Here is a 23581-nt window from a genome sequence, read left to right as displayed (position 1 = left end):
TTTTCTTAAAAACAAAACTAGCAACATTATAAGAAAAATAAAAAATTTTAATTAAAAAGCAGAATAGAAAAAAAGTTCACAAAATAAGAAAATAAAATAAAAATTATAAAAATAATTTCTATGTCTTCTTTTTATATACAGAACAGGCCTAAAACAATTTCCGGTGATGGTTTATTTAATATTAAATTAAACCATAAGTTTTCTAATTTTGATGCTAAAGCACAGCCAGCTATAGACATAGAAGCATTGAATTCTGGATTATATGTTTTAAAACGTTTAGCATCCGTTATAGAAGCTGGCAATGTCCAAGCTTCTATGTTGTTAAATCCCAACAACACTATATTCCCCTCTCCACCTGTAGCACCTAAACGGCACACAAGTAGTAGTCCCAATCCTGCTCCAGGAAGCGTAAGAACGATTACTGATATTCAAGGACAAACAGCAGTCGCTTTGGTGCCTCTTATCCTTGATGGTTTAGAAACTTTCATGGCTTCAACCCCTGATGTTAATTTGACTCAAATAGCTTCAGTTACTCTAGTTATCGCATTAGTTAAACCTCTTCTTGGTAGCTCTTCGCTTACCTCTGATCAACAAGCCACTGTATTTAATAACTGCTACCAACCAAGTAAGAAAGATATCCTTGATCAAATTAAGAAAGAACAGGCTACTGAAATCAAGAAAGGTCAAGATAAACTATCGGCTAAGCTTGAATCTTCAGGGGCCTCAAAAGAGGAAATTAAGAAAGCTCTCGAAGAATATGCTGATCAATTTGCATCAGATTTCTTTGACGCTCATGTTAAAGAACAATTCATGGTTTATCGATCATCTATTGGAGGGGAAACCCTCAAAATGATGGAAAGTATGAAAGCTATTGAAGCAAAAGTGCCTAATCCTACTAAAGATAATGTGCAAAGTGTCAACGGAATGTTAACGCTCCACGCCATCTTTAATGGCCTTACGGATGCTGTGAAAAAAGTTCCTGCATTAGGTGGAGAGGAAGATATTGTTAAAACACAGCTTGCTTTGAGCGATCTTCTGACTAAAGATTCACTAGACGATGCGGCTCTAAAAAAGATTTATGACGCCACGGATTTACCTAGTAAAGCTTCTCTAGATTTGTATCTAAAACCTAGAGACGCTGCTATATATAGAGAGGGAATTACAGGAGTTTATCAAGCTGCTGTACAAAATCTAACTACAGTACGTTCTTCAATAGAAAACGAAAAACAGACTCTAGAAAATCAATTGGCGGCATTTCAACAAGGTGTCAGTTCCTATACTTCCTGGGTAAATGAGTCTAAAAACATTGTGGCAGGAAAAGATTATACCTCTGTTTTAGTAACCGCTGCTATGGAAGCTAATGCGGGTTTGACTAGCTTATCTCAAATGTATGGTAATCTCAAAGATGCAGAAAGAACCATTTTTGATACACATGTTCCCAAATATCTAGAACTTACTATAGGAAATGGGACTACGGTCACTAAATTCATTGCTAGGATGAACGCATTTCAAGAAATTTCAGAATACACTTTAAATAAAGCTGTAACAAATGAACAAGAAGTAAAAACCTTCTTAGCAAGCAAAGGTAGTTCCATTAGTAGCTATCACTTTTTTTCTGGGGTTGGACAAGAAATCGTAAAAATAGCTCAATCATTAACCAATTATGTTAAGGATGAGAAAGGTTATCAAATTCCTGATTTCGATAACTTTGTACAGAAAGAATTAAAAGTTAATTCTCCAAGTAGTAATTTCACTACACAAGCTAGTTCAATATTAGGAGAATTCAAAACAGCTGCAAATACGCATATCACAAAACTCCAACAACAAATCGCGGATTTAGATAAAAAATATAGCGACTACAATCCTGCAAATGCTAGTTTCACTGCGGATCGCAAAAAAGCTGTAGAAAGTTGGTTAAATTCAGAAAGCCTGGGTTCTGCATTTATTTATCTGATTTTGAACTCACAGTTACCTAAGCAGTCTGCTTTTTTAAATCCACTAATAGAAGAGATCAACTTCAATAACCTTGCTGCAAATGCTATTAATGATCTTTTAAAAATCACTAATAATTTCTCAACGACTTCGGTGTACTATAACCTCTCCTCCTACCTTATCCAAAGTAAAGAGGGGAACGACTTATTTAGTGGTGATTACTTTGAAACTTGCCTAGCTCTATCCAAGGAAAAAGAATACATAGCGCGTGATACAGACCGCTGTCGACGTGCTCAAGGTTTAGTGGAAGCTTTACTAAGTAAAATTAATAACTTACCTGGCATTTCCTCATCACAAAAATCTGAAATGCTTAACGCAACTTCCAACTATAAATACTCTCTAACGATTACATTTAACCAGCTCAATCTTCTCAATGCACTGCTATCTAACCTTAAAATCGAAGAACAAACAAAAGATAATAAGTATAATAGTAACGTATTTAAAATTACTGGTCCAAAAGACTGGATTCCTACTTTAGCTTCTTTAGAAGGCTTCATTTCCAATGGATTCCCTAATATTACACCTACGGGTGGTTTAGGACCTCTATTTACTCAGATCCAAGCCGATCAGCAAGACTATACTACTCAAGGACAAACCCAGCAGTTAAACTTGCAAAACCAGATGACTAACGTACAACAAGAATGGACGTTAGTATCAACATCCATGCAAGTGCTGAATCAAATCCTTTCCAAGCTAGTAGGCGAAATTTACCCCAATTAGATAACTTAACCGCAATGGAGAACCCGGAAGGTTCTCCATTTTTTCTATTCCATCTAACTTTCACTTAAATCTCATGATATTGAGATATCAAAGTAAGCTCTAATTGCACCTAAATTGAAGCATAAAAAAAAGCCCGTCTTGCAAAATACAAAGCGGGCTTTTTTGGGAACAAATCTTCCTAGAAAATTCTTAATTTTACTGTAGGTATCCTGAGAATAGTGAAGCTATGTTCACTAATACCTGCTGGATAAACAGAGGCTGTTTCTCAAATGCAGCTTCTTTTGCTTCAGCGAGTCTTTTCGATCCTCGAGCAAATTCATCTTCAAGTTTAGTGATAAACTTCTGCGTAGCATCGTTAGAAATCTGTACATGAGGATAACCTGACTGCGGAGCTTTTGTAATTGCAGATGTCAGTTTCTGTTTGATTTCTTCTTCATTCGCTTGTGGATTATTTTGTAATACGCCTAGCAATGTTTGCAATACACCGACTGATGCATAAACGTCCCCAAGAGTATTGCTATTTCCCGCTATAGTTCTTGCAAAACGTTGAGCAGCGTTATCGTTATCACGAGGTCGAGTTTCTGTTCTAGAAACTGTCTGTGTTAATGCTGGAGTAGATGTCCGATCTAAAACCTCACGATTAGACGCGCTACTACGTGAATAAACATCATTTAGAGATTGATATGCGCCATAACCCGCAGATAAAGAATCTGCGTAAGATTTAGAACTTGAAGCAGTAGATCCTGTTTTGTAAAGCTGCTTTACAGCTGACCCACCTTGATTTGCAGAAGCAACTGGAGCTCCTGTAGAAATCGAAGCTGCTGTTGTTATTGCTCCTAAGGCATTGATCATACCATCTTGACCTGCCGTTCCTTGAAGAGCGTCTTGTAGAGCTTGCTGTATTTCTTGTAGTTGTGCTGTAGCCTCTGCATCGGCAGGATTGATCTGGGTTGATAAGTCGGTTACTTGATTCATAACCTCTTCCAATGGCGCTGTAAAATCAGAGTTTTGAGCATGGAAGTTATCGATCATATTTCTGAAACCTTGCATGATTATTGCTGCGGTTTCGTTATCAACATCGGCAAGTAACATTGATACACGTACTTCTCCTAGGGTAGCTCCACGATTTTGAGAAGTCCCCACACTACTAGGAGCTCCAGGTCCCCCGATAGGCACATCACTACCCCCACTGGGCTTAACATTGAGAATATCTTTTGCTGCTTGTTGCTGTTCCTTTTGAGCTGCTTTAGCTATAGGAGAGTTTGGCGCTAAAGCGAGAGCAGCATCTATGGCTTTTTTTGCTTCTTCGATAGTCTGCTTAGAAGCTTCTATATTCGCAGGACTGTTGTTTGCCTGTGCCTGTCCAACAGCTGCGGTACTGTTTTTCCCGGCAGCATAGGCCTCCATTAAGGCAGAGGCTAATTTAGTAACTTCTGTTCCAGAAGTTGTGATACTGGTCTCAAGATTATCTATCACAGGATAGTTAACGCCCGCCTTTTTTAACTCTTCAATAAGTGCTGTGGCAGCTGTCTTATTGACTTCTATCTGTCCAGCGGCACCCGTAACCTGATCAATAGACGAGGTAGTCTTTATCGCTTCTAAAAGCTTTTTATTCTCATCGAGGATGCTGCCCAATTGATTAATTTTATCGATAGTATCTTGTTTAGCCGCGAGCTCTGTTTTCCAAGTATTAGCCACTCCTTTCTGCTCATCAGTAGTAGCTAATTGTTCCATATATTTAATAGCATCTTGGAGCTCTTTTAAAGCAGTCTTAAATTGATCATAGGTCTGTGCGCTTTCTAGATTGCCTTTGGCTGTACTTGCTTGCGTCTTAGCCTCATCAAAACTTGAAGGAATCGTTTTTCCTGAAAAGAAAGCCGCTATTTTGTCGAAAAAGTTAGACAGAGCACTTCTTGCCGAACTTAAAAACCTGAGTCGTCCTACGGTTTCTACGGAAGGCTGAGACGGTCCGGGCTTGCCCTCGGCTCCGGATATCGCTTCAGCTTCTGAGCTGCGATTTGCTGCGCTAGCCTCCATACCTAAGGTAGATAGGTCTGCAGGAGCAATGTTTTTTGATTCATCTATAGGGCCAACAGGATTAACCATAATAATAAAAAACTAATAAAATCTTTTCTTCATTATAAAACATAAAAAAAAAGCTCACATCTTTTAATTAGACGTGAGCTATTTTTAAAGATTTTATTAAAATCAAATTAAAATGCGGAAATTAACCCGAGATCGAACTTTCTGTAGGTAAAGTCACTACCTAAACGGCTATCTGCAGGCTTGGAATAAGCTCCATAAGCTCTGAAAGATAAGGAATCTGTGATTCCGTACATAAGAAGATAGGAAGCACCTTTATAGTTCGTAAATCCGTTAGCTTCTTTAGGATCATATTTCCCAGCAATCGCTTGAGCGAACCAGTACTTCAACTGATTTCCTCTTCCGATACCAGAAACATCGATTTCAGGAATTGCCAAAGCTTCTACGTATTCATAACGTACTGTTGCTGACCAATCTCCAGCTTTTCGTAATCTACCTAAAGTTCCTCCAACGAACCAAGCCCTATTTTGCTTTTCATTTAAGGTTGTTGTAGTTGCTTTAGCTAAGGTGTTTGTCAAATAAGCACCATAGACATATAAAGGTTTTTTCTTTCCATGGAACCAAGGCAATTGAGAGTGTTTGCCAACTAACCATTGCCATACACAATATTTATACTTCAAATTAGCAGCGACAGGACCTGTTGCTGTTTTCGCAGGATCTGGAGCTTCTGAAGGAGAGAAGGAATTCCAATCAATAACACTACATTTAACAGAGAAATTTCCTGGTAGTTTATTAACAATACCTTCAACAACCCATGCATAATGTTTTTTTGCCATATTTACTACGAACGGTCCACCATGGATGATTACATTATAAGGAAAACGTTCGCTGAGACGACGAGTTGCATAAAGATGGAGACCGTCGAAGTTACTATTAAATTGAACTTCTGATTCAAAAATACTACCTAAAGAAGATCGGCCAATTTCTGCAAAGAGTTCTGTACGAGATTCTGAATTTTCATAGAAACGGTATCCCAAGAACGCTCTATCAATATCCATACCAGCAGCCGAAGACTCGCCTCCAGCAATTGCTGCCCAACTCATTTCTGAAGTTAGCCAAGTTCTATCAGCGTTGTAATCTACATAGAGATTAAATTCACTGCGGTAGCGATTCACTGGCAATGGTTTATATTTATCTGGCTGAGTAGGAGGTGTCTTTATATCTTCTCTAGCATGAATCCATTTAACACGTACATCACCAGCTAATTTTAAAACTCCACCTCGTTTTCTGGTTTCTACAAAACCACGAGTATCTAAATACGCCTTCACATCATCTAAGTTCATAAATGTTTGAGAATCGTTCGTTCTCTGCATTCCAGAAGGTGTACTTGCAAACCCTTGAGACACTACTGTCGATAGGGTCATGCACACTAACCATTGATAAATATATTTTTTCATAGTTTCCTTAGCGTCGATTTAATTATTCAATATGAGAAGATCGAAAAGGATGGTTATTTGGACAACCCTAACCAAACAGTTGCAAATGAGAAAGGAGGAAACAACTCGCTAATTCTGACTATCTTGCATAACTGGTGAATTATGCAAAGAGCTTCGGCGTCCTTTCCAATATTGAAAAGATGTTAAGTTTACAAGATCTTCTACCCGAAGCAGTTTTGCAAAACCGAACAAAAAAGCCAAGAAAATGACGCTTTCGGAGAAAAAAGCAGCGCTTTGCGCTACAAAAGATGATAAAGACCAAGGTAATGGTGTAATAGGGCTAAGGAAAATTACATATGTAGTATGCGTAAGAATATTAACCCCTAGAGTAACTGTGAAGGCTAAACACGCCACCCCAACAACCTTTATAGAACGTTTAAATGTAATCCACATTAATCCAGAATATGTGGGATGTTTTTTTGATGCATATTGCCAGAGAAAATATAGTTGTGCCCAGGAAACAAGAGAAGTTGCGTAAGCTAATCCTGAAACATGTTTTATCAACCAACAACCAAAAACTACATTGAGTATCATATTAGCTATAGCAGCTATAATTCCGATAACTAAAGGTATAGTGTAGTGACGCCGTGCATAAAAAAGCACAGAAATCAAAGGAATAAGCGCCATGGGAATGATGCTTCCACTATATCCGCGTAGGACCTGGACGATAGCATGTACAGCACTAGTTGGGAATAAACCATGCTCATAGAGTACACGAACTCCAGGAAGCGCAAGGAGGAGCAATCCCATGGTCATAATTACCATTACAGAAACTGTAAGATTCAAAGCGAACTTCATAAGTTCGTAACCTTCTTCATTATTATCTTCTTGAACGCATCGAGAAATAGAGGGCAAAAGAACGGTAAAGACTCCGAGACCAAACAGGTGTACAGGCAGTTGTTGTATCCGTATGGAATACATTAAATATAGCGGGCCAACCTCATGTATGTAGCGGGCCAAACACATATCAGTTAGAAGATTTATTTGGAAAACTCCCATAGAGAGCAATCCTAACGATAGCGGAGCTATCAAAGCTTTTATACTATCCCGTTCTTTAGGCAGGGTTGTTGCTGTTTTTAAAAACTTCCTCACGCCAGGCACGGTAACAAACCACTCTAAAATAAACCCTATGACAAGGATTACTGATAATCCGACAATACGTTTTCGTGGATCGCTATGTCTTGCGAGAAATACCGTAAGAATCCAAAGCACATTAACAACAGCGGGGGCTAAACCGACACTGAGAAATCTTTTCTCACAATGTAGCAAAGCTGAGTTCACCGTATACATCATAAGAAATATGCCTGATGGCAAGAGGATCATGGTTAGCTGTAAGGCATCAGCGGTATTTCCGTGAGCATAATACAACCATGTTCCTAACCCCATTTCGATAACTAGTGTGAATACGCAGGCATTAAGACAAAAAAATCTTGAAAAGCTTTTAAAGAAAAAAGCAGCACGACTTGTATCTTGTGCTCTTAAAAATTCAAAATGAGGAATGAACGCCAGCCCTAAGATAGGTCCTCCAAGAATTTTCCTTAAAAAGAAAATTGTTCTGAATGCCAACCAAAAAGCTGCTACTAAAGGATCGGCCCCGAAATAAGCCGCCATAACAATTTCACGTAACATTCCTGTTACGCGACTAAAAAAGGTTCCCGACAATAAATTAAAAAGTGAGCTGGCTACTGATCCTTGGCCGTCTTTTTTATTCATTAAAATGTCTTACTCCCTTAATACTTGATTTATCCATACCAGATAGAGATTTTTGGAGCATTAAAATGCAGGTATTTCCGCCTCCCCAAGTTCCTTTGTTGGGTGCCCATACATCCACCGCAGGAGGCCTTCAAAATGCCATTTACGAAGGGCAAGAAATTGGGGCTTCTACTATTCAAATGTTTACTGCTAATCAGAGACAGTGGCGTAGACGTCCTCTCACCGATTCTCTAATACATTCTTTTAAAAAAGCTCTTGAAGAGACTTCTCTATCTTATATTATGAGCCATGCTGGCTATTTAATTAACCCGGGGTCTCCTAATCCAGAAATCCTAGAAAAAAGCCGTATCTGTATACAGCAAGAAATCGAGGATTGCATATCTTTAGGAATCAACTTCGTTAATTTCCATCCCGGCGCAGCTGTCAATGACACTAAAGAAGCTTGCCTAGATAGAATTGTTTCAAGTTTTTCCTTGATGGAGCCTTTATTCGAAGACTCCCCTCCCCTTGTCGTCCTTTTAGAAACTACGGCAGGCCAAGGCACCCTTGTCGGTAGTAATTTTGAAGAACTTGGCTATCTAATAAACAAACTTAAGCACAAAATTCCCGTAGGAGTTTGCATAGATACTTGTCATATCTTTGCTGCTGGGTACGATATTACCTCTCCAGAGTCTTGGAAGCAAGTACTCAAAAATTTTGATGATAATGTAGGTCTATCATATTTAAGAGCTTTCCATCTTAATGATTCCATGTTTCCTTTAGGACAACATAAGGATCGTCATGCACCGTTAGGAGAAGGAGATATCGGTATTGAAAGTTTCAAATTTCTTATGACTAATGAACATACTCGAATGATCCCTAAATATCTAGAGACTCCCGGAGGTCCAGATCTATGGACTAAGGAAATTCGTCAGTTACAAAGTTTTCAAAAATAAGAAAAAAGAAATTAAAAGCGTCAACTAAGACTAGTCGACGCCTCTCTTCTTGGAAGAAAGAAATTTTCTTTATGTTCTGTGAGATAGGAACTCACAAACAACAGAAATGTCAACAGGCAGAGGAAGTTGTGCCTCCATTTGATCTTGTTCTGGAGACATTAAAAGTTCTCCTTTAAAACCATTCTTATCTATAGAAATGTAGGATGGCAAAGAACTTTCATCTTTATTTTCTAAAGATTCCTGAACCGACTGTAACTTTCTAGACTTCTCTTTTAGAGAAACCTGCATTCCAGGACGCAGGAAAAAGGATCTTCTATCTACTTTTTTCCCATTTACTAATACATGACCGTGAGCAACTAACTGCTGTGCTGCAAAAATAGTCTTAGCAAATCCCATGCGATAAACCATGTTATCCAGGCGACATTCAAATCTTTCTAAGAACATCTTTGTGACGCTGCCTTGCTTATTAATAACTTCTTTGAAAGCCTTGACAAGCTGCTTTTCCAAAATCATGCCGTAGCAAGCTTTTAATTTTTGCTTTTCCTCAAGTTGAAGACCGTAGTCAGACTTTTTCTTTCTCTGCATACCGTGCTGACCTGGAGGATGGGGCTTTTTGAGCAGAGGGTTTCGGCTTCTTCCAAAAATATTCGCTCCAAAACGCCTTGCTATTCTATTTTTAGGGCCACAATATCGAGCCATGTATTTTAGTCCTTTATTTAGTCCTTAGAAATTATTCACGCCTCCCCGGCCTTCTTCATTTTAGACAAAGGTAGCGGCACTATTTTCGGTATAACCTGGAAGATTTTCTTCGCTAATAAAGAAAAACGACTACTCATCTACTTGACAAAATACCAAAGAGCATTTTAGTTCCAATCCTAATTTTCTACAATGGAATTATTTCCGAGAATATGCTAGGGTATTTCTTATGAAAAAGAATTATTACGCTTTAGCTTATTATTATTTGACTCGTGTAGATAATCCTCAAGAGGAAATTACATTGCACAAGGAACTATTTAAAAATTTAGATGTTTCTTGTCGTATCTACATATCTGAACAGGGAATTAATGGCCAATTTAGTGGTTATCAACCCGATGCAGAGTACTACATGAACTGGCTAAGACAGCGTCCTGGATTTTCAAATGTAAAATTTAAAATTCATCATATTGAAGAAAATATTTTCCCTCGTGTGACTGTGAAGTATCGCAAAGAGCTTGTAGCTCTTGGTTGTGATGTGGATCTATCTACCCAAGGCAAACATATTTCTCCAAAAGAATGGCATGAAAAGCTGGAAGAAAATCGCTGTCTAGTTCTAGACGTAAGGAATAATTACGAATGGAAAATCGGACATTTTGAAAATGCTGTTCTTCCAGACATTCAAACTTTCCGTGAATTTCCTGAGTATGCCGAACGGTTATCTAAAGAACATGACCCGGAAACCACTCCTGTGATGATGTATTGCACTGGCGGTATACGCTGCGAGTTATATTCTTCCCTGCTCTTAGAAAAAGGTTTTAAAGAAGTTTATCAACTCGATGGCGGTGTTATAGCCTACGGTCAAGCTGTGGGAACAGGTAAATGGCGAGGAAAATTATTCGTATTTGACGATCGTATGGCAGTACCTATCGATGAAGCAGACACCAACGTAGCTCCTATTGCCAAATGCTCTCATTGTGAAGCTGACTGCGATATTTACTACAATTGTGCCAATACTGATTGCAACAACTTATTCATCTGTTGTGAAAATTGTATTGATTCAACAAAGGGATGTTGCTCTCAAGAATGTTCTCAAGCGCCGAGAATTCGCTCCTTCTCATCATCTAGAGGCAATAAACCTTTCCGTCGTATGCATCTATGTGAAAGCGCGGAAGAGAAGAAAGAAACTCCTAGCTGCTGCTGTTCTTGTTCACATTAAAAATCGATAATTTTTCCTTGAACTAGGCTTCTTCAGCCTGGTTCAAGGATAGATCATAAACTTTTCTTCGGTAAGAAACTTTATTGCATGACAAGTGAATATTCTTAATATTAATTCCTTGTTCCAGCAACACCTTAGAAAATATTTCAATGTTCTCTTCCTTCCCCAAGCAAATCACACATAGATCTGGTTGTTTTTTTAATAGTATCTGCAAACGCTTAGCCTGTAAAACAGCCCAAGCTTCTTTCATACTATGATCACTTGTGTCATTAAGATCAGAAATTACTGTGGGTACACAGTAAGAAATTATTCTAGTCGTCCAACCTGGCTGTAACTTCTGATCTAATATCACGACCGTACTACGTATGGTTTTAGGTAGCATAGCTAACACACGACGCACTTCTTGATAAGAATGGGTGCATACCATGTAACAAACAGGAATTATTGATTTAGGGAGTCTAAGATAGCTTCCCAGCTGCCTTACTAATACAGCGCTGAGTACCAGACGATAGACCAATTCTTTCCAAATCCATAAAATCCATAAACCTATACAGAAAATAATTATCCCCATATACAAGAAGCTCATCTCTGGGGGCAAACTCAAACCTGATCCTAAAATCCTTACGATTCCTGCAGCAATTAACACTCCGACAAAATCTAGAAAGTTATTTGCAGCCAGAATTTGTCCCCGCTTATGTTCAGGACTAGCATATTGTACATAAGCATGTAGTGGTACTTGATATACCCCACCTAAAAATCCTAAAAGGAGAAGGAAAAACATCACACCAACTAGAGAGCATGAGACAGCATAAAGACCCATGAAAGCAACGCCTAAGCCTAAAGTCATGATGGGCACATAACCTAATTTAATATCTTTCCCAGAAAGCCATCCTGTAACATAAGACCCAACTCCAACACCTAAAGCGACGAGAGGGAATAAATAACCTCCGTAGTGCTTAGGATAGCCTAAAGTAAATTCTACAAACGGAATGATTTCTACCTGTGTATAGGCCCCAACTAAAAGAAAAAGAGCAACAAGGAAAATAGATAAAGTTAGATAGTGTACATGACGTGTATCTTTTAAGATCTCCCAAAGATCCTTAAAACTTACGTAAGTAATTTTTTGACTACGATTTTTAATATTGCTAGGGCGTATCCTTAGAGAAACAAATGTACTTACAATAGAAGAAATAACACAAAATGATGTTGAAAGTACGTAACAATTAACTGCGAGATTCTTTGTAAGATCGACAAGCAAAGGAGCAAAACACGACCCTAAAATACTCCCTGTATAAGTTACGGCTGTCATTGTGCCGTTGGCTTTAGATAAATAATCTAAAGGCAACATCTCCGGAAGAATCCCCATTTTCGCAGGACCGAAAATAGCAGTATGACTTGCCATAAGGATCAAAACTATATAACCACCAACTGCAGATTGTATGTAGAAGAAGTATAACCCTAGCGATGTACAAACAATCTCTACCAGACGCGTAGCTAAGATAATGTTCCGTTTCTGATACCTATCTGATAAACTTCCAGCTAAAGGTGCTAGCAATAGAAATGGCAAAGCAAAGAACAAACTTACGTAGGATAATATCTTCGCATTCTCTGTTAAACTTTTTCCCTCAAGCAGAAAAAACACTAAAAGAAACTTGTAGAGATTATCATTTAATATCGTAAGAAAATGCGTTATTACTAAAGCACGAAAAGACTTTTTCTGTATTGATATATCCATGAACGCGACCAAACATAGTCAGGCAATTTTTAGCAACTCTCCCATTCACCTATTAGCTAAACTTGCAGAAGATCTATTTTCTACTTATCAACAGCCATTTACTAAAAGATGGATTCTTGTCGCCAATACAGAAATAGGGCATTGGCTACGTAGAGAACTTACTAATGCTACAAGTAACCACATTTTCATGGGGTCGACCATTTTCTCTTCTTCAGACTCCCTTGTCAAACATTTATTCGCTGAAGTTTGTCATGAAAAACCGTTAATTCCTGACTATATAACACTTCCTCTATTTATACACGAGCTGCTAAATATTACTCATCCATCCATTGATGTTAGGCAGAGTAAACTTCTTTCAGAACCCTCTTATAGCTCAACAAAAAGTCTAGCAGCTATTTTTAAAAAATTTTATACATTCTCGCAAGCACCTTCTGAAAAAAATCGCTATCATAAAGACTTGTTCTCTCAACTAGATAAACACTTTATTCCTATCAACAAAGTCTTTTCTTCCGTATTAGATGCTTTGGGTTCTGAAAAACAAAATCGTTCTTTGCATATCTTTGGCTATTCTCATTTACCTAAGCATTTTGCAACTTTTTTTACGGAATTAAGTAGTTTTTTCCCCGTGTACTTTTACTGCTTTTCACCAAGTCGAGAATATTTCGGGGACTTACTTTCTGATAAATCTATTGATTTTTTATGGCGTCAGTTCACAGATCAATCCAATAGAGATGCTTGGGAACATTATATTTTAGCGGATAGGCAGGCATTGCTTGCTAATCTCTCCCATAAATCCCAAGCATCTCAAAATTTCTTTTTAGACAAGGAAGTGCACTACAGCGAAGCTTTTGTGATTCCTCAAGAAACAACATCTTTAAGTGTTTTGCAAAGCAATCTATTTCACTTACGTCCCAATTCACCCGGGGATACTCTAGGCAAAGAACAAACTGTAACGATCAGAAAAGCTTTAAATCCTTCTAGAGAGGTTCATGAAGTGTTTTTGAAGATTTCTTCTCTATTGCATAAAGGTGTGCTTCCTGAAGAAATTTTTATTTTATCTTCTCAATTGGAAACTTACAAAGTCTATTTAAAAGCAGTATTCCAGCCTCATCTACCTCTATACTTCACAAATAACACATCTCCATATGCTGAGGATTTAAAAGAAAAGTTTTTACTCTTATCATCTATTCTGCAAACACAGGGCAATCTCTACCGCCTGCTTCAACTACTCATTCATCCACAACTACAAAATCCTATAGATATCAATAAAACTCCCTATCTTTTGAAAAAACTTTCTAGTGAATGGGAGAAGCTTTTCAAAGGAGATGGGGTTCATATACAAAACTTAGGGAATAATATTCTGAATGAATATCCTTTTGTCGAAGAACATGGCAAGGTAAGCCAAATAGAAATTTGGGAACGCATTCTTCCTCTACTCTATGATTTACAGAAACTTATGGATATTTATTCCTCGAATGCGGTTCAAACTTATGATGAACACTTTACTCAAATTATATCTTCCTTAGAATCGATCTTTGTTTTGTCTTCTGAGGAGCTGTCTTTGATTGCTTCCCTTAAAAATTCTATTTTCCCAACGTTTTCTTCTTCAAAATGTTCTTTAATGTTTTTTACTGATTTTTGTTTGGATTTCTTTGACCGTTTTTGTGGAAATAGTCCTATTTATGACAAGCCTGGTCCTTACGTAGGCTCTTTGGGAGACTTAAGCTTTATCCCTAAAGGTTATACGTTTATTCTCGGAGCAAACAAAAATACGCAAGCTATTGATCTGCTAGACCTTACCGATTCAACAACTCAAGAAGAACTCGTATTTTCTTCTTCGGAAAATGAAGAAAATTTCCATTTTCTTCAGACCCTGGTAACTACTAAATATGAACTTCATGTTAGCTACCAATCTTCTACTCATAACCCCGTTTTACCTAGTGCATATGTGAATTATCTTCAGGAAGCTTTAAATTTATCTATTACTCATCTTCCTTCTAAAGCCTACGCTCCTTCATTATTCTCCAAAAAAAACTTGGTGCATGCTTCTCAAGAATATCATTATAAACTCGCAAAGGCATTCTGCTCTATCAAAGAACCTCTACCTTCTTTGTTTGAAATCCCTAAGAATACTACGAATCTTCCGCTTCATTTATCTGTATCGCAAATAATCAAGTCTGTCTCTTCTCCCTTGGATTTTTTCTTAAAATCTAATTACCATGTTTCTCTTCGAGCTCCTGCAACATTAGAAATTAGAGAAAAACTCTTCCCAACCAAAAAACAAGTCATGTTATTTTGGGAAAATCACCTTTCAAATATACCTGAGTATATTCCGAATAATTACCAGTCTGCTTTTTCTAAAGATTTGTTTGCCTCTTACAATGAACTCATAGAAAAATGGTTAGAAAAAGTAAGATTAAATCCCCTGACAGATCCTCATTCGGTAATTTTCTCTTCTTCATTATTCCATGATCATCTTCGTGATCAAGATCGGGTTCTCCCGCCGGTTTGTGTAAATTTGAATGGTAGAGAGATTTTTCTACATGGAACATTCTTCGGTGTATTCTCTAATGGTATATATTCATGTTCCATTGATCCCAAAGCCAAAATAAGAAAAGTAATCAAGAAAACCAAAGCTATTCCTGACAGCTCTTTTGAAATACAAAATTACTTGAAGGCTTACATAGCTATAGCGATGTTACAACAATCCAATGCCATTACTAAACACGCAATTATAAGAAATATTATCTCTAAAGATCACTTCGAAGATCTGTCCCTTCCTTTTTCTAATCCCGAAAAATATTTAAATCGAGTGCTACAGGTATACCAAATGATGAAAGAGCATCCGATTCCTTTAATTTCTTCTGAATGTTGGAAATGTCTAGACAATCCTGAAAAGTTTCATGAATCTATACATACTGCTATCGAAACAGATGCTAATGATCCTGCCTTATCGCTCTTCTGGAAATTTCATAATCGTGATTATCAAGATCAATTCATAGTTACCGAAAAGCAACGTTTACTGATTCTTTCTTTGTTTAAGGACGCAGATGAAACCGTTTGATATTTTTAATGCTCAAACATCCATTCATGGAAAATATTTCTTAGAAGCCTCTGCTGGTACAGGAAAGACTTTTACTATTGAACAAATTGTCTTGCGAGCTATTTTAGAAGGTTCTGTTTCCCATGTTGAAAATATTCTTGCAGTAACATTCACAAACGCAGCAACTAACGAATTAAAACTCAGGATTCAAGATAATCTTAAGCATGCGTTATCTCAGTTAAAATCCGCTCTCAAAGATCCTTCAGCACCTCTTCCTCCTTATCTAAAAGATGTTAGTGATGTAAAACGGCTTTACATGCAAGTACGTAATGCTTTGGCAACTATAGATCGCATGGCGATCTTTACCATTCATGGATTTTGCAATCACGTGCTACAGCAACATTTTCCTGAACTGCAAATGACACAGACTAATACTGTTCTTACCCATACACAATCAGTTTTTCATCACATCCAAAAATATCTATCCCAAGACGTTTGGCGTTCTGTTTTGTTTCCCGAGCAATTTTATCTGCTTGCAGCCAGATATAATTCTAAATACACATCTTTTTTAACTGATAAGCTACTCTCTAGTTATACACTGCAAACTTTTGAGCATTTATCTTCAAAAACTTCTACTTGGGAATCTCTAGAATCATGGTACGGCTCCGTTCGAGCTAAAATACAAGATATTCCAGAGACAGAATTTCTAGAGCAATTACTACAACACAAAGAAAGTTTTAGAAAACAACCCTTTTCTATAGATGAAGATCTTCAGCTTTTTGTAAAATACTTGTATGACGAAAAAATATCCGTACGCTTATTTTCTTTTTCTAAAATTGCAGAGACTTTCCATCCTAAAAATCGCTTAGCACGTTATCAGACCTCTAGAGCTTTTAGCTATATAGAGGAGACCTCCTGGTTTCACTATACTGAACAATTTTGCAATTTAGACCTTATTTTTAACACTCTACTTCGAGACTTACAACTCTATTTAAAGAATCATTATACGCGGTGGTTATCTCCGGATGAGAGCATCTCAGCTTTAGAAGATATTCTCCTCTCTTCAAGATCCGAAGAAATCATAACAGCTCTAAGGAAGCGTTTTCAGTTAGTATTGATCGATGAATTCCAGGATACCGATAGGAAACAATGGAATATATTTTCAAAGCTGTTTGCAAATGATGCTTTCTCAGGATCCCTATTTTTAATAGGTGATCCAAAACAATCTATTTATGAGTGGAGAAATGCAGATCTCGCTACATATCTAAAAGCTAAATCAACATTTCCTAAATCTTCACAATTGCATCTCATAAATAACTATCGCTCTACTGTAAAACTAATGGAAGCTATTAACTTTCTTTTTTGCAAATGCTCTCCCTTTCTAGAAATTCCAGGTTATGAACCTATAGAGTATCATCCCCTACATCCTCAGAGCTCTGAACATTTTGAGAATTCTCAGCACGCCCCAATACACTTCTTCTCCTATGATGATACTTCGGATCATGCCGCTTGGATTTCCCGTACCGCTTCTTACCTACAAGAGACCCATGATATTCCCCTAGGGCGTATGGCAATTTTAGTATCAGATTCTGCTCAAGCTTTTGATCTCATTACTCATTGTAGTGTTCCTGTAGCATTTTCTAAGAACAAATCAATTTTCCATCTTACAGAAACTTATTTGTTAACGTTAGCGTGGCTAGAAGCTATTCTTCATCCAGAAAATTATGAAAAAATACAGAGAGTATTATTAAGTAGTCTTTTCAGACATAACCTTAGTGAAGTTATAGAAAAAAAAGAGCTCTATTCTACATATTTCTTTTCACTTCGTAGTTATATTTTTGATCATGGACTTTTAGCAACGTTCTATCATTTCATGACTATGCAAGGAGAAGCATTGTTAAAAACGCCACAGGGCGATCTTATTTTCCAAGAAATGGAGAGGCTTTGCGCTTATTTAAACACTGTTTCTTCTCATCCTCAACATCAATTACTCTATTTACAATATTTCTCTGAAACTGGACGTTGGGAAGAAAATCTTTCCTTCTCTTCATATTCTGAAGATACAGAAATATTAAAAATTACCACCATTCACGCATCTAAAGGATTAGAATATGATGTAGTTTTTTGCGCAGGACTAGATAAGTCTAAGAAAAATAAAAGCGCATCAGAATGGATTCGAGAAATGTACGTTGCTTGTACACGAGCAAGAAAACAATTATTTATCCCTATACAAAATTCCTCAAATTCACGACGTAATTCAGCTTTAACCAACTATGTGAAACTTGAAGGTTCTCACGAATCCATTATAGATTTAGCACAACAGTTGTCAAAAGAACAACCCACTATGTTTTCTCTATCAGCTATAGAAAGCAACCTTGAAGTTAAAGAACCTGTTTATAAAATGGTTCCTCCATCACTTTTTACCTTGCCCATAGCTCCCACTAAACAAATCTTTTCTTTTTCTTCTGTAAAACAGATATTAGATAATGAAACTTCTTTAGATAGTGATATCACAGAAGCTGTAGCTTCTTCTGTTCTTCCCAAAGGAAGAAAAACTGGTATTATTATTCATAAAATTTTAGAAAACATTTCTCCTAACTTTAAGATTCCTCTTTCTAAAATCTTGTCAATAGTCACGAATTTCGTTAAAAATACCCATCTAGAGGGTTATGAAGAAATTATTTCTCAAAAGCTCATAATAACATTTTCTTCCCCATTATCTTTTGCTACAGAATGTTTTTCTCTGAAAGATATTATTCCCCATAAAATCTTCACTGAAGAGTCCTTTTTGTTTTCTAACAAAGAACAGCTATGGCAAGGAGTTATTGATCTATTTTTCGAACATAATGATAAGTATTATATTATCGATTGGAAGACATCATTCTTAGGAGAAATGAGTTCTGAATATTCTCAGGAAAATCTCTTTAACTATATAAGAGAGCAAAATCTCGACTATCAAGGTGCTATTTATATTCATGCAGCAAAACGGTTTCTTCAACAATTTGATATTGCTAGAGATGTAGAAATGGGATTTGTTTTTATCCGAGGTATAGATCCCGAGGGAAATGGATTTCTACGCTTACCGAATCAAAAAATGCCTAATCCCATAATAAACCAAAAATATCCGGTCTATCATTAGGATTAAATTCCATCGCAGGAAGAACCAAAACAGAAGAAAGATCCGTTAAATCTTCAGCTAACGACTTAGCTTCTATTTTATAAGAACACGCACCTTCTCTAGGTTGACAAACTTTGGTAATCTCAGCAACAAACAATCCTGGAGGGAACACACCATCCAATCCTGTTGTAATTAAAATATCCCCAACACGCAGGCCTTTTCCATCAGAAAAACAAAATCCCTCACCATGTAGAATTAGTGTTTCATCTTTCCATAAAGGACCACCACTACCTGATAATGTGCCTCTTAAAAGCAAAGTGTTTTCATCACTATAATGTATAAATGAGTTGAGCTCTTCTAATTGATCTATTTTTTCATATTTATCTTTCTCAAGAATATAGGAATCAGAAAGGCGTTCGAGATGTTTTTTAAGACCTTGTATCTGATCTCTTACTAACCAGGCTTGTATTCCCCCACGAACAGCAATGACTGAAGGTTGCATACCCACATCAGTGATTAAGCGTATTCGTGATTGTTGCTCCCCCACATAATCTACAAGACCAATAAGGACCTTTCCTGATAATACTGGGGAGTTTTTCTGTATCTTTTGCTCTTTACCTACGTTTATCCAACAAGAGCTTCCCCAGTGAGAAGGATCACGATAAATAACACGACTAGCAATTAACTTGCGGAAATATGGAGATAAGATCTCAGAAAACAATGGGGGTATATAATTAGCAACCTCATAAGCCTGTAAACGCTCCTCTAAAATAGTAATACGATCTTTTAAGATGATATTTTCAATATCTTGTATCGAATAATCTATAGGAACAACTTCACTGTGTTTAAAGAAAACACGTGTATGCAAAGATATGAATCTCTTCTGAAGATCTTCATAAAAAGGTCTTGGTAAAGACCAACACAAAATAATACTCAAAGAAATCACTAAATAGACATAGAGCCTATTTTTTCTATAACGACGATAAGCAATAGAACCGGCTGTTTTAATCGCAGAACGATGTCTTTCAGGTTTTTTAATTGCACACATATTTCTTAATATTTTGATTGCAACATAGAATTAATACATTTTTTCAATGCATCTAAAATATGTTTTAGTTTTTGTTAATGATCGGTGTTTATCTCATTGTTTTATGATACTAACGCGTAAAATAAAACATAATTAAAACTTCTATATAGAATAAAATAGAAATACGCGCAGAAACCTATCTGCGCCAATATTCATAGTGAATATTTTTCACTTAGAATAGAAAGATTATCGAAAAAAGAAAAACTCTTATCTAATCATAAAGACTATGATAACTGATATGTCTCAGAAAAACTCTGTGCAACATAATCGATATTCTTATCAGTGATTCCGTTTAAATTAAATCTTGCTCCACTTGTGGTATAAATACCTTTCTCTAATCTAAGAAAAAGCACTTGTTCTAAAGAAAACCCAGGATATCCAAAAAATCCCTTCTGAGACAAAATAAAGTCAAAAGAATGACCTATATGGTTACGCATAGCTTGAACAAATCGAGCTCGTGTTTTTCCTAAAGAATTACGAATAGTATCTAATTCTGATATCCATTCTTTTTCCAAAACACCATCTGATAAGATCGTCGAAACAATTCGAGCTCCATGTCTAGGAGGAGAAGAATATTCACCACGGATTTTCTCTTCGAGACAACTAGAAATTTTATCTAAATCGTCAACAACTTTACTATAGGCAGCAAAATAGCCGACTCTCTCTCCATAAAGAGAAAAATTCTTACTTGCACAAGCAGCTACAAATATCGCATTTCCAGCTTCTATGAAAATCTCTATAGGACGCCTATCTTCCTTGATACCCAAACCAAAACCTAAATAAGCAGTATCGAAAAAAGGTAAAAGTTGATTCTCTTTCATCACTTCAGCAAGACGTGTCCACATATTTTCATCAAGATCCATACCTGTAGGATTATGACAACAACATTGCAAAAGCACTAAAGAATATTTGGGAGCGGATTTTAATACAGAAAGCATCTCATCAAAAAGCAAGGTCTTGCTTTCTGAACTATAATAAGGATATTTAAGAACCTCTAAACCTTGTTGAGCGAATATTCTTACATGATTCCCCCAAGTTTGTTCGGGAATATACACCTTACCCGAAGGATAGGCCATAGAAAAAATCTTGGCGCCTAAATGTAAAGCTCCCGTTCCTCCTAATGCCTGAGCACCAACAACAAAACTAGAATTTACATTACCAAAAACAAGTTTCTCCATCTCTTGATTAAAAGAAGGTAACCCACTGATAGGTAAATACCCCTTATTCATCTCGTCTTCTAAAAATAGAAATTGTGCCTTACGAACGCTAGAAAAACCACCATATGCCTTGTTAGGATCTTCATAAGAACCTATAACAAGATTTACCTTTTCCTCTCGTTCATCTTCTAAAAATAGTTTTTGCAGACCTAAAATAGAATCAGGAGCAAATGTGGGTAACTGATTAAAAAAACTCATATTAAAGAAAATCCTTCGCGTTAGAACAAAGATTGATTCTAAACCTTATCTCGTGATAGTTTTATCTATTCGGGGTATTAGCTCAATTGGTAGAGCGCAACAATGGCATTGTTGAGGTCAGCGGTTCGATTCCGCTATGCTCCATTCCCTTATTACGCATCCCAAATAGATTGTATTTGACTTATCTTATATTTCTTTCCTTGAAACTGTAAGGTCGCTCCAACACTTTTATCGAGCATTTCTTGAGCAAGTTTAGACTTTAAAGAAAGAATATAATTATCTGGATCAGCGTCCCAAGGACCAAGAATTGAATAAGTGATAAGATTTCCTTTTTCGTCTTCCAAAGAAACTCTACAACCTACACCAACCTTATCAGTAAAGACTATATCCTTAGTCAGTATTCTAGCTCGATTTACCTCTTCTGAAAGCACTCGAATTTCTTCTTGTAAACGCGCACGTTTTTCTAAAGCAAATTTATACTCAGAATTCTCCCTAAGGTCTCCTAAAGCCCTTGCATCCTCGATTTCTTTAGCATTGTCTACCATTTCCTTACCAACAAGAGATTGAAGCTTGTTTTTCATTCTAGTGAAGCTTTCAGAAGTTGTCCAAAGAATATCTTCTTCTACAACAACTTTATTTTTCTTCAAATCAGGATGCACAACCTCAGCAAGGCTTTGTAAAACACTAAGATCACTAGAAGAAAACTGGCTACACTTTGTAGACAGTAATAAAATCTCTTTTAAATACGATAACGGAGCCCCCTCTATCATATTACGAACAGCTAAATAACGCTGACCCACAAGAAAGTTATAAATCTTTTTCCCTAATTCTTTCTGCGGTGTTGAAGCAACATGATACATAAATACCATAGCTGCCTCTAAAAATAATCTTTCTATCTCTTTATTATTTGGATCAAAAATACCATCATCATGAGACCCTAGTTTTAAGAAAAACCAAGCAAAAACTTCAGGATACATCATTGGATGTTCAGCACATTCAAGAAGTTTTTTCTCAATTTTTTTACAGTAAGAATCCTCACCTTTGAACACTTTAAAAGTAAGCTCTCTAAGAGATGGAGATGTTGTTGAAAGAAAAATCTTCATGAAAACATTCTCCCAAACCGGAGAATGCTTCTTTATCAACATTAAAAACACCTTTTGCAAAGCTACTATGGAAATATTATTAACTATAGAAATAATCCCCTCTTCATCAAGAGAAGATAAGAATTTGCTATCTAAAACGCTCGATTTCTCTCCCAAAAAATCTGAAAGCAATAAATCTCTTTGAATTTCTAAAGATTGGTTATCCTCAATAACAAGTGTTTGCAATGTTTTTATTATAATTTCGCGATTTTCAGGCTTCTTTAATTCACTATGTAAATCACGAATAAATTGATAAATCTCAGTAAGTTTTCCAGAAGTATCCTCGATTTGAGAAAGTCGGTTTTCTAACTGAGAAATTAAAGAATCTCCTCCGGGATTATATTTATAAGGATCCTTTATTGTCTTAGGAGCTACTATACGAGTGTTTTTCTTAATCTTACTCTTAGTTGCTTGCCACCAACGATTCCACTCAGCTTCAGGAATAACTAAATCCACAAGCTCATCTTTTATTTCTTTAGCAGTTTTTGGACCTAAATCTTTGAGAAGAATTTCTATAACTTCTGAAGGATGTTCCTTAGCATAAGCTTCAAAACCATCTGGATCGCCAAATCTTCGTGATAAAAAATGATCTTTATCTAAAGGAATTAAACTCTTAAAAGCTGTTTCAAAGGAGATGTCTTTAGCCATCATAACTCCCTCAAATTCTATGAGAACTTTCTGTTGAAGAAAGGATACACTCATAACCTCTCCAACTCCCCATCCTCCAGAATGGAAGACGAAATTCCCTTCATGTAAATGCATTAAGAAATCAAAACGGCTTAAACTATATTGAAACTCACGACCATCACGCAGACCAACAACCCTTAAGGCCTCATTAAAATTTTCTCTACCTTGATACTTTCTATTTACATAGTCGATCGCAGCATCATAAAACGGTTTAGCATTAGTGTTTTGGATATCCAAAACTAATTGAAGAACCTGATCTTTCTCTTTTCCATCAGGTATCCTTTCCCATAAAGGAAGAACTGTATCTGATATTTTACCAAACAAAGGAGCTAAAGATGAATGCCTTACTTTCTCTAAGATCTGGACAAGCTCTGCCCCTCGCACCACATCGTTAAAACAATATTCTTCCCACAAATTAAAGAAACTTGAGGGTTGCTCTTCGTCTATTAAGACTTGCAACTTTTCTAGATAGTCCACGATGTCTCCCGTTTTTAACGGGAAATATACGCTTAACTATAAAAAAGAGCAATATCACAACACAAA

The 23581-nt window shown here is 36.6% G+C and carries 13 protein-coding genes and 1 tRNA gene; 6 read left to right on the top strand and 8 right to left on the bottom strand.

All coding sequences use genetic code 11. From position 1 onward, the window contains the following. Positions 1 to 120 precede the first annotated feature (120 nt). Complete coding sequence (locus H9Q19_RS02470) at positions 121 to 2712, top strand: CT620/CT621 family type III secretion system effector (protein ID WP_213241935.1); 2592 nt, start codon at positions 121 to 123, stop codon at positions 2710 to 2712. Positions 2713 to 2907: 195 nt separating this feature from the next. On the opposite strand, the gene H9Q19_RS02465 is transcribed toward H9Q19_RS02470, so the two are convergent. The 3 genes from H9Q19_RS02465 to H9Q19_RS02455 all read right to left on the bottom strand — a co-directional run bounded on the left by H9Q19_RS02465 (position 2908) and on the right by H9Q19_RS02455 (position 7964). Beyond that, positions 2908 to 4818, bottom strand: a complete 1911-nt coding sequence (locus H9Q19_RS02465) for a cell surface protein (RefSeq protein ID WP_213241933.1) — start codon at positions 4816 to 4818, stop codon at positions 2908 to 2910. 107 nt (positions 4819 to 4925) lie between these two features. Continuing rightward, positions 4926 to 6212, bottom strand: coding sequence for a hypothetical protein (locus H9Q19_RS02460; RefSeq protein WP_213241931.1), 1287 nt, complete (start codon positions 6210 to 6212; stop codon positions 4926 to 4928). A gap of 108 nt (positions 6213 to 6320) precedes the next feature. Beyond that, positions 6321 to 7964: a lipid II flippase MurJ gene (locus tag H9Q19_RS02455; protein WP_213241929.1), complete on the bottom strand. Its 1644-nt coding sequence runs from the start codon at positions 7962 to 7964 to the stop codon at positions 6321 to 6323. Positions 7965 to 8029: 65 nt separating this feature from the next. Here H9Q19_RS02455 and H9Q19_RS02450 point away from each other — a divergent pair, with 65 nt between their 5' ends. Beyond that, complete coding sequence (locus H9Q19_RS02450) at positions 8030 to 8899, top strand: deoxyribonuclease IV (RefSeq protein ID WP_213241927.1); 870 nt, start codon at positions 8030 to 8032, stop codon at positions 8897 to 8899. A 69-nt stretch (positions 8900 to 8968) separates the two neighbouring features. On the opposite strand, the gene rpsD is transcribed toward H9Q19_RS02450, so the two are convergent. Then, positions 8969 to 9598, bottom strand: coding sequence for a 30S ribosomal protein S4 (gene rpsD, locus H9Q19_RS02445; RefSeq protein WP_213241925.1), 630 nt, complete (start codon positions 9596 to 9598; stop codon positions 8969 to 8971). A gap of 226 nt (positions 9599 to 9824) precedes the next feature. Here rpsD and trhO point away from each other — a divergent pair, with 226 nt between their 5' ends. After that, positions 9825 to 10811, top strand: coding sequence for an oxygen-dependent tRNA uridine(34) hydroxylase TrhO (trhO, locus tag H9Q19_RS02440; protein ID WP_213241923.1), 987 nt, complete (start codon positions 9825 to 9827; stop codon positions 10809 to 10811). Positions 10812 to 10833: 22 nt separating this feature from the next. Here the strand turns inward: trhO and H9Q19_RS02435 are convergent, their stop codons facing one another. Continuing rightward, complete coding sequence (locus tag H9Q19_RS02435) at positions 10834 to 12546, bottom strand: MFS transporter (RefSeq protein WP_213241921.1); 1713 nt, start codon at positions 12544 to 12546, stop codon at positions 10834 to 10836. On the opposite strand from H9Q19_RS02435, the gene H9Q19_RS02430 reads away from it, so the two are divergent. Together H9Q19_RS02430 and recB are read left to right on the top strand one after the other, a co-directional pair. Further along, positions 12545 to 15610 (top strand): exodeoxyribonuclease V subunit gamma, encoded by a 3066-nt coding sequence (locus H9Q19_RS02430; protein WP_213241919.1) that lies wholly within the window; start codon positions 12545 to 12547, stop codon positions 15608 to 15610. The two genes, H9Q19_RS02435 and H9Q19_RS02430, sit on opposite strands and share 2 nt — an antisense overlap. Further along, on the top strand, positions 15597 to 18728 hold the full coding sequence (recB, locus tag H9Q19_RS02425; RefSeq protein ID WP_213241917.1) for an exodeoxyribonuclease V subunit beta: 3132 nt from the start codon (positions 15597 to 15599) through the stop codon (positions 18726 to 18728). Before H9Q19_RS02430 ends, recB begins: the two co-directional genes overlap by 14 nt. On the opposite strand, the gene H9Q19_RS02420 is transcribed toward recB, so the two are convergent. Together H9Q19_RS02420 and H9Q19_RS02415 are read right to left on the bottom strand one after the other, a co-directional pair. Next, positions 18688 to 19755, bottom strand: a complete 1068-nt coding sequence (locus tag H9Q19_RS02420; RefSeq protein WP_213241915.1) for a rod shape-determining protein MreC — start codon at positions 19753 to 19755, stop codon at positions 18688 to 18690. The two genes, recB and H9Q19_RS02420, sit on opposite strands and share 41 nt — an antisense overlap. Before the next feature lie 263 nt (positions 19756 to 20018). Beyond that, positions 20019 to 21209, bottom strand: a complete 1191-nt coding sequence (locus tag H9Q19_RS02415) for an amino acid aminotransferase (RefSeq protein ID WP_213241913.1) — start codon at positions 21207 to 21209, stop codon at positions 20019 to 20021. Between the two features lie 71 nt (positions 21210 to 21280). Between H9Q19_RS02415 and H9Q19_RS02410 the strand changes: the two genes are divergently transcribed. After that, a tRNA-Ala gene (locus H9Q19_RS02410) sits at positions 21281 to 21353 on the top strand. 8 nt (positions 21354 to 21361) lie between these two features. Here the strand turns inward: H9Q19_RS02410 and H9Q19_RS02405 are convergent. After that, positions 21362 to 23515: a GreA/GreB family elongation factor gene (locus H9Q19_RS02405; protein ID WP_213241910.1), complete on the bottom strand. Its 2154-nt coding sequence runs from the start codon at positions 23513 to 23515 to the stop codon at positions 21362 to 21364. Positions 23516 to 23581 lie beyond the last annotated feature (66 nt).

Origin of the sequence: Chlamydia crocodili (assembly GCF_018343815.1) — a bacterium.
Lineage (GTDB): Bacteria > Chlamydiota > Chlamydiia > Chlamydiales > Chlamydiaceae > Chlamydia > Chlamydia crocodili.
The sequence above is the reverse complement of the archived record's forward strand: the minus strand, read 5'-3'. Positions and strand labels throughout refer to the sequence as shown.

Coding starts and splice junctions, on each gene's coding strand:
- H9Q19_RS02470 (WP_213241935.1), top strand. CDS start 121: ATGTCTTCTTTTTATATACAGAACAGGCCTAAAACAATTTCCGGTGAT.
- H9Q19_RS02465 (WP_213241933.1), bottom strand. CDS start 4,818: ATGGTTAATCCTGTTGGCCCTATAGATGAATCAAAAAACATTGCTCCT.
- H9Q19_RS02460 (WP_213241931.1), bottom strand. CDS start 6,212: ATGAAAAAATATATTTATCAATGGTTAGTGTGCATGACCCTATCGACA.
- H9Q19_RS02455 (WP_213241929.1), bottom strand. CDS start 7,964: ATGAATAAAAAAGACGGCCAAGGATCAGTAGCCAGCTCACTTTTTAAT.
- H9Q19_RS02450 (WP_213241927.1), top strand. CDS start 8,030: ATGCAGGTATTTCCGCCTCCCCAAGTTCCTTTGTTGGGTGCCCATACA.
- rpsD (WP_213241925.1), bottom strand. CDS start 9,598: ATGGCTCGATATTGTGGCCCTAAAAATAGAATAGCAAGGCGTTTTGGA.
- trhO (WP_213241923.1), top strand. CDS start 9,825: ATGAAAAAGAATTATTACGCTTTAGCTTATTATTATTTGACTCGTGTA.
- H9Q19_RS02430 (WP_213241919.1), top strand. CDS start 12,545: ATGAACGCGACCAAACATAGTCAGGCAATTTTTAGCAACTCTCCCATT.
- H9Q19_RS02435 (WP_213241921.1), bottom strand. CDS start 12,546: ATGGATATATCAATACAGAAAAAGTCTTTTCGTGCTTTAGTAATAACG.
- recB (WP_213241917.1), top strand. CDS start 15,597: ATGAAACCGTTTGATATTTTTAATGCTCAAACATCCATTCATGGAAAA.
- H9Q19_RS02420 (WP_213241915.1), bottom strand. CDS start 19,755: ATGTGTGCAATTAAAAAACCTGAAAGACATCGTTCTGCGATTAAAACA.
- H9Q19_RS02415 (WP_213241913.1), bottom strand. CDS start 21,209: ATGAGTTTTTTTAATCAGTTACCCACATTTGCTCCTGATTCTATTTTA.